At 68.3% G+C, this 15,012-nt stretch carries 18 protein-coding genes; 7 read left to right on the forward strand and 11 right to left on the reverse strand.

Annotation, left to right across the window (positions count from 1 at the left end):
• Nucleotides 1-33 precede the first annotated feature (33 nt).
• Nucleotides 34-1,791 (forward strand): M1 family metallopeptidase, encoded by a 1,758-nt coding sequence (locus tag K8940_RS14535; RefSeq protein WP_223390682.1) that lies wholly within the window; start codon nucleotides 34-36, stop codon nucleotides 1,789-1,791.
• 142 nt (nucleotides 1,792-1,933) lie between these two features.
• A complete protein-coding gene (locus K8940_RS14540) occupies nucleotides 1,934-2,446 on the forward strand; it encodes a VanZ family protein (RefSeq protein ID WP_223390683.1) in 513 nt (170 codons plus the stop codon).
• A gap of 16 nt (nucleotides 2,447-2,462) precedes the next feature.
• Here K8940_RS14540 and K8940_RS14545 read toward each other — a convergent pair whose 3' ends face one another.
• The 5 genes from K8940_RS14545 to K8940_RS14565 form a co-directional block, all read right to left on the reverse strand.
• Nucleotides 2,463-2,747, reverse strand: coding sequence for a hypothetical protein (locus tag K8940_RS14545; protein WP_223390685.1), 285 nt, complete (start codon nucleotides 2,745-2,747; stop codon nucleotides 2,463-2,465).
• Between the two features lie 243 nt (nucleotides 2,748-2,990).
• A complete protein-coding gene (locus K8940_RS14550; protein ID WP_099576605.1) occupies nucleotides 2,991-3,554 on the reverse strand; it encodes an HNH endonuclease in 564 nt (187 codons plus the stop codon).
• 173 nt (nucleotides 3,555-3,727) lie between these two features.
• Nucleotides 3,728-4,369, reverse strand: coding sequence for a DNA-3-methyladenine glycosylase family protein (locus K8940_RS14555; RefSeq protein WP_223390686.1), 642 nt, complete (start codon nucleotides 4,367-4,369; stop codon nucleotides 3,728-3,730).
• 53 nt (nucleotides 4,370-4,422) lie between these two features.
• On the reverse strand, nucleotides 4,423-4,905 hold the full coding sequence (greA, locus tag K8940_RS14560) for a transcription elongation factor GreA (protein ID WP_223390687.1): 483 nt from the start codon (nucleotides 4,903-4,905) through the stop codon (nucleotides 4,423-4,425).
• Between the two features lie 195 nt (nucleotides 4,906-5,100).
• A complete protein-coding gene (locus K8940_RS14565; protein WP_223390688.1) occupies nucleotides 5,101-5,208 on the reverse strand; it encodes a hypothetical protein in 108 nt (35 codons plus the stop codon).
• A gap of 173 nt (nucleotides 5,209-5,381) precedes the next feature.
• Between K8940_RS14565 and K8940_RS14570 the strand changes: the two genes are divergently transcribed.
• Nucleotides 5,382-6,005 (forward strand): TetR/AcrR family transcriptional regulator, encoded by a 624-nt coding sequence (locus K8940_RS14570; protein ID WP_223390689.1) that lies wholly within the window; start codon nucleotides 5,382-5,384, stop codon nucleotides 6,003-6,005.
• Nucleotides 6,006-6,013: 8 nt separating this feature from the next.
• Nucleotides 6,014-6,853 carry a tRNA glutamyl-Q(34) synthetase GluQRS gene (gene gluQRS / locus K8940_RS14575; RefSeq protein ID WP_223390690.1) on the forward strand — a complete coding sequence of 280 codons (840 nt, stop codon included), beginning with the start codon at nucleotides 6,014-6,016 and terminating at the stop codon, nucleotides 6,851-6,853.
• Here the strand turns inward: gluQRS and K8940_RS14580 are convergent.
• From K8940_RS14580 to K8940_RS14600, 5 genes are all read right to left on the reverse strand, one after another.
• Entirely contained in the window at nucleotides 6,850-7,164 is a 315-nt protein-coding gene (locus K8940_RS14580) for a winged helix-turn-helix domain-containing protein (protein ID WP_223390692.1), read from the reverse strand. The genes gluQRS and K8940_RS14580 overlap by 4 nt on opposite strands.
• Before the next feature lie 7 nt (nucleotides 7,165-7,171).
• Nucleotides 7,172-7,804 carry a hypothetical protein gene (locus K8940_RS14585; RefSeq protein ID WP_223390693.1) on the reverse strand — a complete coding sequence of 211 codons (633 nt, stop codon included), beginning with the start codon at nucleotides 7,802-7,804 and terminating at the stop codon, nucleotides 7,172-7,174.
• A gap of 35 nt (nucleotides 7,805-7,839) precedes the next feature.
• Nucleotides 7,840-9,057, reverse strand: a complete 1,218-nt coding sequence (locus K8940_RS14590) for an acyltransferase family protein (protein ID WP_223390694.1) — start codon at nucleotides 9,055-9,057, stop codon at nucleotides 7,840-7,842.
• Nucleotides 9,058-9,186: 129 nt separating this feature from the next.
• The gene (locus K8940_RS14595) at nucleotides 9,187-9,927 is read right to left on the reverse strand and encodes a GNAT family N-acetyltransferase (RefSeq protein WP_223390695.1); all 741 of its coding nucleotides are present in this window, start codon (nucleotides 9,925-9,927) and stop codon (nucleotides 9,187-9,189) included.
• Nucleotides 9,928-9,938: 11 nt separating this feature from the next.
• A complete protein-coding gene (locus K8940_RS14600) occupies nucleotides 9,939-10,562 on the reverse strand; it encodes a TlpA family protein disulfide reductase (protein ID WP_223390696.1) in 624 nt (207 codons plus the stop codon).
• On the opposite strand from K8940_RS14600, the gene argH reads away from it, so the two are divergent.
• From argH to lysA, 3 genes are all read left to right on the forward strand, one after another.
• A complete protein-coding gene (gene argH, locus K8940_RS14605; protein ID WP_223390697.1) occupies nucleotides 10,563-11,981 on the forward strand; it encodes an argininosuccinate lyase in 1,419 nt (472 codons plus the stop codon).
• On the forward strand, nucleotides 11,960-12,283 hold the full coding sequence (locus K8940_RS14610; RefSeq protein ID WP_223390698.1) for a hypothetical protein: 324 nt from the start codon (nucleotides 11,960-11,962) through the stop codon (nucleotides 12,281-12,283). Before argH ends, K8940_RS14610 begins: the two co-directional genes overlap by 22 nt.
• 163 nt (nucleotides 12,284-12,446) lie before the next feature.
• Complete coding sequence (lysA, locus tag K8940_RS14615; RefSeq protein WP_223390699.1) at nucleotides 12,447-13,712, forward strand: diaminopimelate decarboxylase; 1,266 nt, start codon at nucleotides 12,447-12,449, stop codon at nucleotides 13,710-13,712.
• Here lysA and K8940_RS14620 read toward each other — a convergent pair.
• Nucleotides 13,709-14,605 (reverse strand): beta-1,6-N-acetylglucosaminyltransferase, encoded by an 897-nt coding sequence (locus K8940_RS14620; protein WP_223390700.1) that lies wholly within the window; start codon nucleotides 14,603-14,605, stop codon nucleotides 13,709-13,711. The genes lysA and K8940_RS14620 overlap by 4 nt on opposite strands.
• Between the last annotated feature and the right edge of the window lie 407 nt (nucleotides 14,606-15,012).

Genomic DNA, 15,012 nt, shown 5'->3' on the forward strand with positions numbered 1-15,012 from the left:
CCCAATACGTCATCGCGTTGGGGAGTCTCCCGCTTGTCCTTCCGTACCCTCGCCGCCTGCGCGGCGTCGCTGCTGGCCCTTTCGGCCGCTAATGTTCACGCCGCCGAGCCGCTGAAGACCAGCGCCCAGTCCCTGGAAACCGGCGGCCCGATGCCCGCCGAACAGGCCGCGCTGGCCTTCGACCACGCCGACCTGAAGTTCAAGATCCTGCCCGACAAGAAGGCGATCGAGGGCGAGGCGACCCTGACCTTCACGGCCAAGGCGCCGCTGGACAAGCTGGTGCTGGATTTCGACCGCGTCTTCGCGATCAGCAAGCTGACCGTCGACGGCCAGGCGCTGAAGCCCTCGGCCTGGACCAATCCCGAAGGCCGCATGACCATCACGCTTCCGAAGAAGGTCGCCAAGGGCAAGTCGGTCACCGTGGTCGTCGCCTATGCGGGGGCCCCGCTGGAGGCCAAGCGCGCCCCCTGGGACGGCGGCTTCGTCTGGAGCAAGACCGAGAGCGGCGAGCCCTGGATCGCCACCGCCGTGCAAGGCGACGGCTGCGACATCTTCTGGCCCTGCATCGACTATCCGACCGGCGAGCCCAAGCTGGTCGATCTGCACATCACCGTCCCCGCCCCGCTGGTCGCCCCAGCCAATGGCGTCTTCAAGGGCATGACCGAGAAGGACGGCTGGCGGACCTACAACTGGCAGGCCAAGACCCCCAACACCTACGCCATCGCCCTGGACGTCGGCCCGTACGAGGAGATCTCTGGGACCTACAAGAGCCGCTTCGGCGACACGATCCCGATGACCTACTGGCACCTCAAGGGCAACGCCCAGCAGGCCAAGGGCCTGTTCGACGAGTTCGGTCCGATGCTGGACTTCTACGAGCAGATGATCGGCCCCTACCCGTTCCGCGACGAGAAGATGGGCGTGGTCGAGACCCCGCACCTGGGCATGGAGCACCAGACGATCAACGCTTATGGCAACAAATACCGCAAGGATGTCTACGGCTTCGACTGGCTGCTGCAGCACGAGTTCGCGCACGAGTGGTTCGGCAACCAGCTGACCGACGTCGACAACGACGACATGTGGCTGCACGAGGGCTATGGCAGCTACATGCAGCCGCTGTTCTCGCAGTGGCTGCACGGCGACATGGAATACATGGCGCGCCTGAACCAGATGCGCGCCGACACCAAGAACAGGTTCCCGATCGTCTCGGGCAAGCAACTGAAGGAAGACGACGTCTACAACGGCGATCGCGGGCCGGGGAACGACATCTACTACAAGGCCGCCAACGTCCTGCACACCTTGCGGACGCTGATCGGCGACGAGGCCTTCTTCAAGATCACCCGCATCGCCGTCTACGGCACGCCCGACCCCAAGCCGGGCAATTTCAAGCCGCTGTACCTGGGCACCAAGGACTACATCAAGATCGTCAACCAGGTGACCGGCAAGGACTACGGCTGGTTCTTCGACGTCTATCTCTACGAGGCCCAGCCGCCGGAACTGGTCGAGACCCGCGAGGGCGGCGACCTGGTGCTGACGTGGAAGACGCCCAAGGACAAGCCCTTCCCCATGCCGCTCGACGTCAAGGTCGGCGACAAGGTCGTCACCGTGGCGATGGCTGACGGGACAGGCCGCGTGGCCGTGGGCGACACCGTGCCGGTGATCGTCGACCCGGCGTCGAAGGTCCTGCGCCGCCAGCCCTATATCGAACGGTTCCAGGCCTGGAAGAAGGCCCAGGACGACGCGGCCAAGGCGGCCGAGGAAGCCAAGAAGAAGGCTGAAGCCGAGAAGAAGTGAGCGGATCTGATCCGCTCATCCCCGCGACGGCGGGGATCCAAGGACAAGACAGGGTTGGTGACCTCTCGCTAACCCTGTCCGTTCACCGGATGGCGCGATCTTCGCCGTTAGGACCCAAGAGTCCTTCCGGAGATCGCTTTCCATGTTCAAGCCCGTCCACCTCGTCGCCGCCGCGCGCGTCACGCTGCTGCTGGGGGCCCTGACCGTGGCGGTGTTGACCCTGGGCCCGTTCCAGGGGGCGGAACGGCTGGTCGGCCTCAGCGACAAGGAAGCCCACGCCCTCGCGTTCGGCGGCCTGCTGGCGGTCTCGTTCCTGGCCTTCCCCCGCATGCGCCGCAACGACCTGGCGCTCGCGGCCCTGATCCTGGGCGGCGCCACCGAGATCGCTCAGATCATCGGCCATCGCGATGGGAATTTCCTGGATTGGCTGGCCGACGCCGCCGGCATCCTGGTGGTGCACGGCGCCAGCCTGATCGAGTCGGTTCGCAAAATGGCCCGCGAGCAAGGCCACCTGACCTTCGCCCAGATCGCGGCCATGGACCAGCGTCGGATCCGCCGCCGTTCCGTCGTGGCCTTCGAACCGGGCGCTGCTGCTCAAGCGGGCGTCGCGCTCAGCTTCGCCAAGCGCGCCGCCCGTCGCTTCCCGCCTCGCTAGCCTATTGGCGCCTTAGTCAGGTGATGCGCTTGACGCTGACCGGGTCGCTGCCCGGGAAGCTCTCTTCCAGGCCCTCGTCCAGCAGGGCTTCCTGACGGCTCTCCGACGTCTTCACCTTTCCAGCAAGCTGGTCGTGCTTTTCGCCTTCGGCCAGCGGCCGCTTGGCCTCGCGGGTGTGCGGCGCGTCGATATGGCGGTCCTCGGCCCTGACCTTGCCTTCCGAGGCCATGTCGGCCGTGGACGCGGCGGTGCCGTGGGTGAAGTGACGCTTGTCGCCGTGTTCGGTCTGATTGCGGTTCATGGTTGTCTCCCGTGGCTTTTGCCTCGGATAAGAAAACCCTCCGGCCGAGGTTCGGGTTGCATCCTCCCGCCCCATGGGCGCGCGGCATGACGGCCCGGAACATTTCCGCGGAAAGCCGGAACCTTCGCCGTGAGGCCGCATTCTAGGTTCAGCTTGGCGGTCTGATCCCCTTCCGCCTCACAGCCACGGCCCGGGACAGCCATTCCTCAAATCGTTAGCCCGGGCCGTTTGCTGTCTGGAGCCTCAGGCCTCCAGCTCGATATCCCAGTACAGATAGTCCAGCCAGCTGACGTGCAGCCTGCCCGGCGGGAACCGCCGTCCTCGCTCCTGCAGTTCGTGCATCGACGGCCGCCGAGCATTGTGGAACGGCTGCATGCCCGCCTCGCGCGGCGTTCGGCCGCCCTTGGACAGGTTGCAGGGCGCGCAGGCGGTGACGATGTTCTCCCAGGTCGTGCGGCCGCCGCGCGAGCGGGGGATCACGTGGTCGAACGTCAGGTCCTCCGGCGAGCCGCAATACTGGCAGCTGAAGCTGTCGCGCAGGAACAGGTTGAAGCGGGTGAAGGCCGGCGGTCGCTCCTGCGGAACGTACTGCTTCAGCGCCACCACGCTGGGCAGGCGCATCTCGAAGGACGGCGAATGGACGACTTGGTCATAGCTGGCCACGACGTCGACGCGGTCCAGGAACACCGCCTTGATCACCTCCTGCCAGGGCCAGAGGGACAGCGGATAATAGCTGAGCGGCCGGAAGTCGGCGTTGAGCACCAGGGCCGGCATGCCGGATGGTGGGCGCGTGAGGACCTGCATCAAAGTCCCCCCTCGAAGCGGGCGTCGGAACGCTCAGCGCTTCGGCTGATGAAGTACGCGACAGGACTGAAGACGGGCCTCCTTCCTACGCAATTCTGGGAATCGCCATTCATTCCCGAACGCACGAGAAGGATGGGCCGAGTCAGCGACAGAACCAAGACATCTCGCGAACAGATCTAGAAAGGCGCGATCTCGCGTCTCTTGACGGCGCCGTAGCAGGCCCAGAGCAGATGGGCGGCGACGCCCCGATAGGGTCGCCAGAGTTCCGCGCGCCGGTAGGCCTGTTTCTCGGTCGGACGGACCTGCGCCCTGTCGGCCCAGCGCATGGCTTCCTGCAGGGCCACGTCGCCGCCGGGGAACATGTCGAGACGCCCTTGCGTGAACATCAGGTAGACCTCGGCGGTCCAGCGGCCGATGCCGGTGATGGCGGTCAGGGCGGCGATGGCCGCCTCGTCGGAGAGCCCCGGCAGGGCGTCGAAGTCGCAGGTGCCGGTGACGTGCGCCTCGGCCAGCGCCCGGGCGTAGCGGGCCTTCGGCCGCGACAGGCCCAGCGACAGCAGATAGGCGTCCTCGTGACCCATCACCGCCTCGGGGGTCATCTCCGGTAATCCCGCCTCGACCCGCGCCCAGATGGCGGCGGCCGAGGCCAGGCTGACCTGCTGCTGCACGACCATCTTCAAGAGGCCCGGAAAGCCGCCTAGGCTGACGCGCCACGCGAACGGCGGCGTGACGGCCTCCAGCGCGGCCAGGGCCGGGTCGACGGCGGCCAGGCGCTTGCGGGCGTCGAGAAGGGCTTCGGCGGTCGGCGGAACGAACATCGGCGGCAAGGGACCCTGCCCCGCCGCCTCTGACAATCCGGTTCTTGCTGAACTTAGGTGATCGACGTGATCTCGATCTCGCCGCCGGGCGCGGGCGAGGTGTCGCCGACGGCCTTGCCCAACAGGGCTCGGGCGATCGGGGCGACGTAGGAAACCGAGCCCTGGGCGGGATCGGCCTCGTCCTCGCCGACGATGCGGAAGGTCTGCACGCGGCCGTCCTCGCGCTCGAAGGTCACGCAGTCGCCGAACTGCACGACGGTCTTCTCCGGATCGCGCTCCATCAGCTGGGCGGTCGCGCGGCGAGCGGACCAGTAGCGCAGGTCTCGGGTGGCGCGGGCCATGGCCGTGCGGTCGCCATCGGCCGCGCCGCCAGCGCTTTGGGCGGCGGAATAGGCCGCGCGCGCCGAGGCCAGCTCGGCCTCGATCCGGTCCAGACCCTCGGGCGTCACCAGGTTCGGATGGGTGGAGATCGGGCGATCGGGCAGGTCGGCCGCGAAGGCCTCGCTGTCGCCTTCCTTGGTGAAGGCGACGCTCATCGGAAGATGTCTTGGATCATGGAGAAAGCCTGCGACGCATACGGATCATCGGCGTCGAAAGCCTAACGCGTCCTGGCCTGGTTAGCTCCCCGTCGAAGGGCGATCAAGGCGGGAGGCGGGCCGAACGCGGCGGCGGGCGGTTGCGGCGTCTCCGGGAGACGCGGCGCCGGGCCCGCCGGTCGCGAGCAAGCGATCTTACAGCACCACGCCGACGATGGCGGCGGCGACGCCGAGGGCGATCACGAGGAAGTAGCCGCCAGCCAGGCGGTCGAAGGCGTTTTCAAAGGCGTTTAGCGTGCGCATGACGATGATTCTCACTCTGTTTTTCGTGTCCCCAACCCCCTATGGGTCATTGGCCGCCTCAGGAGCCGAGCCAATCTGGACGATGCTTAGATAGCATCAATCTGAACGTCGTCAAGATGATCTTTACAGCGTTTGGATGAAATTTTAGAAAGGTGTGGTTAGAGTGAGGGCCGATGAGCACCGCGACCGCCGAATCCCGCCCCTACCACCATGGCGACCTGAGCCGCGCCCTGGTCGACGCCGCGCGCAAGATCCTCGAGACCGACGGTCCCGCGGCCCTGTCGTTGCGGGCCGTGGCGCGCGAGGCCGGGGTCAGTCCTGCCGCGCCCTATCACCATTTCAAGGATAAGGCCGAGCTGCTGGAAGCCGTGGCCCACGAGGGCTGGCACGAGCTGGATCTGGCCCTCTCGAAGGCCCGCGCCTCCACCGAGGATGCGCGCGTCCGGATGACCAACCTCGGCGTGGCCTATGTCTGCTTCGCGCGCGACAACCCGGCCCTCTATCGCGTGATGTACGACCGCTCGCGCGACAAGGACGCCCTGCCCGACCAACTGAAGGACGACGGCGCCTACTGCCAGGTGCGCAACACCATCGACGAGAACGCCGGCGGCCGCGCCACCGAGATCGACCTGGAACTGGCGACCATCGCCGCCTGGTGCGCCGGCCACGGCCTGGCCGAGATGATCGGCTTCAAGCAGTTCGCCCCCCTGAAGGCGCAGCTGGGCGGCGAGGAGGCCTTCCTGCGCGCGGTGTTCGAGCATCTGGGCATGTTCGCGAAGTTCACCGACCGGGACTGAGACCGAGCGTGACCTTCGTCACCCGGTTCGCCCCGTCGCCGACGGGCTACCTGCATCGCGGCCACGCCTTCTCTGCGCTGACGGCCCATCGCGCGGCGCTGGACGCCGGCGGTCGTTTCCTGCTGCGCATCGAGGACATCGACGCCACCCGCTGCCGGTCGGAGTACGACGCCGCGATCCTCGAGGACCTGACCTGGCTGGGACTGGCCTGGGAGACGCCGGTCCGCCGGCAGTCCGAGCACCTGACCGACTATCACGCGGCCATCGACGTCCTGCGCGCGCGCGGCCTGGTCTACCGCTGCTTCAAGACCCGCAAGGAGATCGACATCGGCCGCGCTCCCCATGAGCCTGCGGCTCCCTATGTCGGCGCGCCCCTGCCCGCCGACGAGGAAGACGCGCGCTTGGGCCGGGGCGAGGCCTTCGCCTGGCGGCTGTCGCTGGCGGCGGCGCGCGCGGCCCTGGGAGGGTTCGAGACGCTGACTTTCGTCGAGGACGGCGCTGGCCCGGACGGCGAGACGGGCGTGATCAAGGCCCGGCCCGAGACCGCCGGCGACATCGTCCTGGCCCGCAAGGACGTCGGCGTCGCCTATCACCTGGCGGTCGTTCACGACGACGCCCTGCAGGGCGTCACCCACGTGATCCGCGGCCAGGACCTGTTCGAGGCCGCCCACATCCAGCGCCTGCTGCAGGCCCTGCTGGACCTGCCGACGCCGACGTATCGCCATCACGGCCTGCTGCTGGGCCCCGACGGCAAACGTTACGCCAAGCGGGACAAGGCCGAGACCCTGCGCGAACTGCGGGCCGCCGGAATGGCCGCCGAAGCGCTCAGGGCGGATCTGGGCTTCTAGCTTCCGCCCCCCGCCTGCTCCACCAACTGCCCCATCGCCCGCAGGTAGCCGGCGAAGGCCGCCCGGCCCGTCTCGGTCAGGCGCACGCGAGTCAGCGGCTTGCGCCCGACGAAGCTCTTGTCGATGGCGACATAGCCAGCCTCCTCCAGTTTGCGCAGGTGGACCGACAGGTTGCCCTGGGTGACCTCCAGCAGGTCCTTCAGCTCGGTGAAGTCGGCGACCTCGGCGCTGGCCAGGTAGGCGACAATCCCCAGCCGCACCCGGCCGTGGATGACGTCATCGAGCCCGCTGATGTCGAACTTGCCCGCCACGATCGTCTCAGGCGGTCGGCCGCATGGCCTGGCGCATCATGTAGAAGCCCGGGACCATCATGAAAGCGAGGAGACCCAGGGTCGAGACCAGCAGATAGAGGTCCGCCCGGTCGATCAGCAGTCCCAGGGCCACGCCGGACGCCAGCCAGCCGATGGCGACCAGCGCCATCCAGGCCCGCTTGCGCAGCATGAAGATGACGTACCAGACCGCCCCCTGGATCACGAACACCACCGCTGGATGGAACAGCCAATAGCGGAAGTCGTGGTTGCGGACGGCGGCGGCGGCGAAGATCAGCACCAGCGCCAGGTTGGCGATGCCCGTGCCCGCGAAGGCGGCGTTGACCGCCCGGTTGGCGACGCCCCGCCGGGGCTGCTTGCGGTCGACGATGATGACGATGGTCATCAGGATCAGGAAGATCACCGTGGGAGCCCAGGCCATCACCAGGTTGCCCAGCGGCGACAGATGCATCAGGCCCTTCTCCTGGAGAAAATAGGTCAGGGTCTGGATTCCGTAGAGCAGGCCGGCCGAGCCGTAGAGCGCGCCGCCGGCCACGCCCAGGCCGCCCCGCTCGTTCCCGCCCTCGGCGAGATCGCGCAGGAAGGCCAGGTCGTCCTGGACCGTCTTCAGCTTGTCGTTCATGGGCAAAGCCCCCTTTGGCGTCGCATCATGGATGGTCACAGGATTCGTCCCAACAGCGGCGTACGGCGCAGGACCATGGTCGTCAGCCAGCTGATGACCACCGCCCCGCCGAACACCGCGCAGCCCTTGGCCAGGCCGCCCCAGGCCTGGGGCAGCAGCATCCAGCCCAGCCAGGCGGTGAAGACGTAGTGGGTCAAGTACATGCCGTAGGCGTTGGCCTGCAGGCTCTCCGCGATCGGACCCGTCTTGCGGACAAAGCGCAGGAAGATGGCCATGACCGCGAACGAAAGGGTCGCGCAGGCCAGGGCGAAGGCCGCGCCGCCGACCAGGTCCAGGACCACGCGCGGCGGCGGACTGGGCGAGAAGGCTACGATCATCGTCGCCACCGCGCCGATCACAGGCACGACGGGCGCCAGCTGCCAGGCCCACCAGCGCTTGGCCAGCTTGCCTTCCGGATCGGTCAGCCCCTGGCCGACCCCGGCCGCGCCGACGGCGATCCCCGCCAGGAAGTAGATGAAATAGTGACCGATCCGGGCGGTCTGGACCAGGAACGGCCCGACCATGGTCCAGTGACCGAACGGCGTGGTCATGGCCAGCGGCAGGTAGGCCAGCAGGCTGGCGGCCACGAGCCCCCAGAAGAACCGGCCCGGCCTGCGCTCCGCGCCTTGCGCCAGTCGGCCCAGTGCGTCGACCACGCCGGGAAACAGCGCATGGACGGCGGAGACGATCGCGCCGAAGGCCAGCAGCACCCACAGGAACCAGGCCGGACCGCTGGGCCAGAACGGCAGGCGGATCCAGGTCTCGGCGAAGGCCGCCAAGGACGGCGCGCCGCCCGACTGCAGCCAGGCCGGATAGTAGGCCAGCGGGGCCAGCAGGCCCGCGCCGATCACGAACGGGACGCCCAGCCGCAGCGCCCTGCCCTTCAGGAATCCGCCCGCGCCCTTGCCCCGCAGACCGTCGGCGACGAACAGACCCGAGATGAAGAACATCAGCGACATGAAGAACAGGTCGTTGACCAGGGTCAGGATCCCGAAGCCGCCGAACCGCTGCGGATCCACGACCGGGAAGGCCGTCCAGAGGATCGGCTGGGCGTCGAACGGCTTCGGGGCCGGCGCGTACGGGTGATAGGTCAGCACCGCATGGTGGGCGATGACCAGCAGGGTGACGAAGGCGCGCAAGGCGCCGATCGGGGCGTTGCGCCCGCCGACCTCGGCGAGCGTCGAACGTTCGGTGGCGCTGAGCAGCGCATGCATGACTGGGCCTCCCTCTTTGGATGGCGGCACGATGCATCAACTAGTTTGCTTTGTAAACTTGTCTATCAGTGCGGATTTTCAGAACGCTTCCGGATGATGTGGATTGGAATTGGAAGCCTGGGGAGCGCCTCAGCGTTCCCAGTACCGATACCGATACCCCGGCTCGAAGCCCTCGTCGGCATAGAGCGCGATGGCTGGCGCGTTCTCGGCTTCGACCTGCAGCCAGGCGCGCTCGGCGCCCAGGTCCTTCGCCTCGGCCAGCAACGCCCGCAACACCCGGCGGGCCAGGCCCTTGCGGCGATGATCGGGCGCGGTGCGCATGCCGAAGACGCCGACGAACGGGCCGCCGATCGCGGCGCAGCCGATCGCCGCCGGCGCGCCGTCGATGTCCAGCCGCGCGAAGCGGGCCGGCGCGGGGATACGGCCTAGGGCCTCCAGACGCTCGCGGCCGTCCTCGGGATCGCCGGCGGTGGCGGTGAACACCGCCCCAAAGGCCGCATCCGGCGACGCGGTGACACGGATCGCCGGATCGCCCTCCCCTCGCACCAAGGCCTCCAAGGGGCCTAGCATGACCACGGTCTCCTTGCCGGAGGCATAGCCCCGCGCGGCCAGACGCTGGGCCAGATCGACCGGCGCGGTCAGGCCGTCGGTCAGCTTGAAGCGGGGCGGCAGACCGCGCGCGGCGAACCAGGCCTCGACGGCGTCCAGCGCCGCCTCGGGATCGCGGTCCGGCGCCGCCAGCGGCCAGCAGGCGTTGATCCGCATCGAGCGGCCCGACGAGGCGTTCAGCCGCCAGCCGCCCAGCCGTTCCCGCTCGCGCGCCGGCCAGGCGTCGTCGGCCAGCGGCTCCAGAAGCGCGGGGTCGATCACGTCTCGGCCAATCACTTCTCGGCCAGCAGCTTTTCGACGATGCCCCGGGCCTCGGGGCCGGACCAGTCGGCGGGGCCGCCCATGCGGGCGCGTTCGCGGCCCTGGCGGTCGTAGATCACCGTGGTCGGATAGCCCTGGGCGCGGGGCTGCAGCGCGAACGAGATCTTGTAGCCCGGGTCGCGATAGGTCTTCAGCGGCGGGTTGGCGGCCATCTCCTCGTTGACCAGGTTCAGGTCGCCGTCGCGGTCGACGGTGATCGGCAGCACGGTGACCGGCTGGGTCGCGTAGGCGGCCTGCAGCTTGGCCAGGGTCGGCATCTCGGCCTTGCACGGCGCGCACCAGGTGGCCCACAGGTTCATGACCACCACGCGGCCCTTGAAATCGGCCAGGGTCGCCGGCTTTCCGTCCAGCGACGTGAAGACCGTATCGGGCGCGGCGCGCGGCGTGGCGGGCACGTCGAGCTTTTCCAGCGTCCCCTTCTTGAATTCTGTGAGGTCGGCGGGACCTGAGGGTTTGAACGAAGCCGATGCGATGACGTATAGAACCGCCGCCACGCCGACGAGGACGACGCCCCCCAGCGCCAACCTCACAGGGTTGCGCTTCTTGGCCGCTGCCTCCGATTGGACTTCGCTCATATGACCGACAACGCCTCCGATACGCCCAAGCCCAAGGGCCAGGGTCAAGCCATGTGGGGCGGTCGGTTCTCGGCCAAGCCGGCGGAACTGATGCAGGCGATCAACGTCTCCATCGGTTTCGACAAGCGCCTCTGGGCGCAAGACCTGGCGGGTTCCCGCGCCCACGCGCGGATGTTGATGAACCAGGGCGTGATTTCAAGCAGCGATGGCGAGGAAATCCTCGGCGGCCTCGCCAAGATCGAGGACGAGATCGCCACGGGGACCTTCCCGTTCCGTGACGAGTACGAAGACATCCACATGAACGTCGAGGCGCGGCTGCGCGAGCTGATCGGCGCGACCGCCGGCCGGCTGCACACCGCCCGCTCGCGCAACGACCAGGTGGCCGTCGACTTCCGCCTGTGGGTCCGCGACGCCGTCGACCGTTCGGCCGCGCAGCTGGAAGCCCTGCAGAAAGCCCTGCTGGCCCAGGCCGAGACCCATGCCGACGCCCTGATGCCGGGCTTCACCCACCTGCAGCCGGCCCAGCCGGTGACCTTCGGCCACCACCTGATGGCCTATGTCGAGATGTTCGGCCGCGACGCCAGCCGCTTCCGCGACGCCCGGGCCCGGATGAACGAGTGCCCGCTGGGCGCGGCGGCCCTGGCCGGTTCGCCCTTCCCCATCGATCGCCACCAGACGGCGGCGGCGCTGGGCTTCGACCGCCCGACCGCCAACTCGCTGGACAGCGTCTCCTCGCGCGACTTCGCCCTGGAGGCCCTGTCGGCCGCCTCGATCACCGCCACGCACCTGTCGCGCCTGGCCGAGGAGATCGTGCTGTGGACGACGCCGATGTTCGGCTTCATCAAGCTGACCGACGCCTTCACGACCGGCAGCTCGATCATGCCGCAGAAGAAGAACCCCGACGCGGCCGAGCTGATCCGCGCCAAGGTCGGCCGCATCCTGGGCTCGCTGACCACCCTGACCGTGGTCATGAAGGGCCTGCCGCTGGCCTATTCGAAGGACATGCAGGAGGACAAGGTCCCGACCTTCGAGGCCTTCGACGCGCTTGAGCTGTCGCTGCTGGCCATGGCCGGCATGGTCGCCGACCTGACCCCGAACACCGAAAACATGGCCAAGGCCGCCGGCGCGGGCTTCTCGACCGCCACCGATCTGGCCGACTGGCTGGTGCGGACGCTGAACATGCCTTTCCGCGACGCCCACCACGTGACAGGCTCGGCCGTGAAGACCGCCGAGGGCCTTGGCGTCGACCTGGCCGATCTTACCTTGGAACAGTTCCAGGCGATCGAGCCCCAGATCACCCAGGACGTCTACGCCGTTCTGACTCCGGCCGCCTCGGCGGCCAGCCGCATGAGCTATGGTGGGACGGCTCCCGCCCAGGTCCGCGCCCAGATCGCGCGTTGGAAGGAACTGCTCGAATGACCTTGCGTCCGATCTCGATCCTCGCCCTGGCGGCCCTGGCCGTCACGGCCACAGCCTGCGGCAAGCAAGGCGCCCTGGAGCGCCCCGCGCCGCTGTGGGACGCCCAGAAGAAGGCCGCCTGGCAGGCCGAGCGCCGCGCCGCCTCGGCCCAAGCCAACCAGCCCGCCCGCGCCGGCGGCGCGCAGGAGGTCCGCGACCCGGCCTCCAGCAACCGCACGATCCGCGCCGCTCCGCTGCCGGGCACCAACGATCCGTTCGGCGGTCCGTCCGCGGCCGGCTTCCCCGGCGCCACGCCCAACTGACGGCGAACGCCGCACTCCAGTTTGAACTTGGCGAGGCCGCCGTCATCCCGGCGAAGGCCGGGATTCAGATGACGCCCCGCCACCGCTCCGGATGAATCTGGATCCCGGCTTTCGCCGGGAAGTCGGAAGGAGGGGCTGTGATGATGAGAAAGCCCGAAGACCTGTGAATCACTTCGAGTACGGCCCAGAGGGCCTGGCCTGCGAGGGCGTGGCCCTGGCCAAGATCGCGGCCGAGGTCGGCACGCCCGTCTACGTGTACAGCCGCGCCACGCTGGAGCGGCACTTCACCGTGTTCCGCGACGCCCTGGCGGCGGCAGGCGTCGTCGACCCGCTGGTCGCCTACGCCGTGAAGGCCAATTCCAACGTCGCGGTGCTGAAGGTTCTGGGCGACCTGGGCGCCGGGGCAGACACGGTGTCCGAGGGCGAGGTTCGCCGCGCCCTCGCCGCCGGCATCCCGCCCGAGCGCATCGTCTTCTCCGGCGTCGGCAAGGCCCGGCGCGAGATCGAATTCGCGCTGAAGACCGGCGTCGCCGAGATCAACGTCGAGTCCGAACCCGAGCTGAACCTGATCGCGGAAATCGCGGCTAGTCTGGGCGTGAAGGCCAAGGTCGCGTTCCGGGTCAATCCGGACGTCGCGGCCGGCGGCCACGCCAAGATCGCCACCGGCAAGTCCGAGAACAAGTTCGGCGTCTCGTTCGCCGAGGCCGCGCGCCTCTACGCCAACGCCAGCAACAACGCCAATCTCGAGCCCATCGGCGTGGCCTGCCACATCGGCAGCCAGATCACCGACCTCTCCCCCATGCGCGCCGCCTTCACCAAGATGCGGGGCCTGGTCGAGCAATTGCTGGGCGAGGGCCTGTCGGTCGAGCGACTGGACCTGGGCGGCGGCTTGGGCGTGCCCTATTTCAACAATCCCGAACCGCCCTCGCCCGCCGAGTTCGCCGCCATGGTCGGCGAGGTCACGAAGGGCCTGCCCGTGAAGCTGGCCTTCGAGCCGGGCCGGGTGATCGCCGCCAACGCCGGCGTTCTGGTGTCGGAAGTGATCCACGTCCACGAGCGTCCGGAAGGCCGCAAGTTCCTGGTCATCGACGCGGCCATGAACGACCTGGTCCGCCCGGCCATGTACGACGCGTTCCACGACATCCGCCCGGTGATCCAGCGTGCGGGCGAGACGGTCTATGACGTGGTGGGCCCGGTCTGCGAGACGGGCGACACGTTTACACGTGATCGATCCATGCCGCCGTTGGCGGCAGGCGACCTGGTGGCTTTCATGTCGGCCGGCGCCTATGGCTCGGCCATGGCCAGCGAGTACAACACCCGGCCGCTGGTCCCCGAGGTCCTCGTCGACGGCGACCGCTACGCGGTGATCCGCAAGCGGCCGACGTACGAGGAGATGTTGGCCCGGGACATCGTCCCGGACTGGGTCTAGGCCCCGACCAGGAGCGCGTCACGCGGCTCGGCGAGCGGGATCTCGTCGGCGTTCGCGGCCTCTTGCGCCAACAGGTGGGCTTCGAGGACGTCGAGGATCTTGCCGTCGACCTCGGCGTCGAACTTGCGGGCGAAGAGGTCGCCGCTCGCGATCAGGGCGGCGGCGTCCTGGGCCGTGAAGGTCCGGGGCCGCAGCTTGATGTGGCCGTCCGGGATCCAGTCGATCATCCGCTTGTCGTCATTGACGATCTGACCGTGCGGCGCGCCGTTCATCATCACCGTCTGGAAGAAGCCTTCGTCGGCGATGAAGGTGTTGCGATAGAAGGCCTTGAACCGCGCGGCGGCCGGGTCCCGGCAGGCGAACGCGCAGAAGGCGCGGCTGACCATCATCCACTGATTGCCGATATAGGGCTTGGCGCCGGCCAGGAACCGACGGGTCATGGGCGTCTCGACGATGCGACCGCCCAGCTCGACCACGTACTTGCGCACCCGGTCCAGGGTGTCGGGCCGCGCGACGGCCTGGTCCAGCACCTTGATGAACTCCTGGCCGCGATGGCGCGCCAGGAAGGCCTTGATGTTCTTCTGGGTCATCAGCGGGAAGTCCTGGCCGCTGAGGTTGATGAACACCTCCCAGTCCGCGCCCATCTGCAGCAGCTTTTCCATGCCCCGCAGCTCGGCGTCGACCAGGCTGTAGCCGCCCCACAGCGCCTTGCGGCTCTCCAGGATCGCGGCGTTGGGATAGGGCTTCAGGAACGCCCGGATCTCGGCCTCCAGGGCCGGTCCCGCGTTCGCGTCGACATGGACGACGTAGTGGTTGTCCGGATCGTGGATAGCCTGGAAGAGCCGCTTGAATTGCTGAGGAAAGCGGTGAACCAGAAGAAGATAGGCGATCAAGCGAGCACTCCTGACGAGCCGCAGGCCTCGCGGCCGGCGACCTTCGTCGAATGGCGATGAAGAGGGGCCGGCCGGGGCCGGTGTCACTGGACCTATCGCCGCGCGGCTCGACATCGAGGACGTCGAGGTCGCTCGGCGAGCCGGCTATTTCTTCCGGGGCAGCGCGCTCGCCAGGGTCGGCGCGGCGGCGGCGATCACCTTCGGCTTGACGGTCTTGGGCTTGCGGGTCTCACGATTGCCTTTGGACAACGGACTTCCTTTGCGGACGGAACATCCCGCGCGCGCCATCGCGCGGGCGAAAGCCCGGCGTGAGAGGCCGCGATCAGGATGTCTTGAGGCTGGAGCGCCAGCGGGCGTTTCGAAGGAACAAGGCGGCCCCCTTCATTCGGGGGCTTGGCGAGCTGTTC

Origin of the sequence: Caulobacter segnis, assembly GCF_019931575.1 — a bacterium.
In the GTDB taxonomy this organism is placed as follows: Bacteria; Pseudomonadota; Alphaproteobacteria; order Caulobacterales; family Caulobacteraceae; genus Caulobacter; species Caulobacter segnis_C.

What these genes read in the sequence shown, in the direction of transcription:
- K8940_RS14540 (WP_223390683.1), top strand. Translation starts at nt 1,934, where the DNA reads ATGTTCAAGCCCGTCCACCTCGTCGCCGCCGCGCGCGTCACGCTGCTG.
- K8940_RS14545 (WP_223390685.1), bottom strand. Translation starts at nt 2,747, where the DNA reads ATGAACCGCAATCAGACCGAACACGGCGACAAGCGTCACTTCACCCAC.
- K8940_RS14555 (WP_223390686.1), bottom strand. Translation starts at nt 4,369, where the DNA reads ATGTTCGTTCCGCCGACCGCCGAAGCCCTTCTCGACGCCCGCAAGCGC.
- greA (WP_223390687.1), bottom strand. Translation starts at nt 4,905, where the DNA reads ATGAGCGTCGCCTTCACCAAGGAAGGCGACAGCGAGGCCTTCGCGGCC.
- K8940_RS14565 (WP_223390688.1), bottom strand. Translation starts at nt 5,208, where the DNA reads ATGCGCACGCTAAACGCCTTTGAAAACGCCTTCGACCGCCTGGCTGGC.
- K8940_RS14570 (WP_223390689.1), top strand. Translation starts at nt 5,382, where the DNA reads ATGAGCACCGCGACCGCCGAATCCCGCCCCTACCACCATGGCGACCTG.
- K8940_RS14585 (WP_223390693.1), bottom strand. Translation starts at nt 7,804, where the DNA reads ATGAACGACAAGCTGAAGACGGTCCAGGACGACCTGGCCTTCCTGCGC.
- K8940_RS14590 (WP_223390694.1), bottom strand. Translation starts at nt 9,057, where the DNA reads ATGCATGCGCTGCTCAGCGCCACCGAACGTTCGACGCTCGCCGAGGTC.
- K8940_RS14600 (WP_223390696.1), bottom strand. Translation starts at nt 10,562, where the DNA reads ATGAGCGAAGTCCAATCGGAGGCAGCGGCCAAGAAGCGCAACCCTGTG.
- argH (WP_223390697.1), top strand. Translation starts at nt 10,563, where the DNA reads ATGACCGACAACGCCTCCGATACGCCCAAGCCCAAGGGCCAGGGTCAA.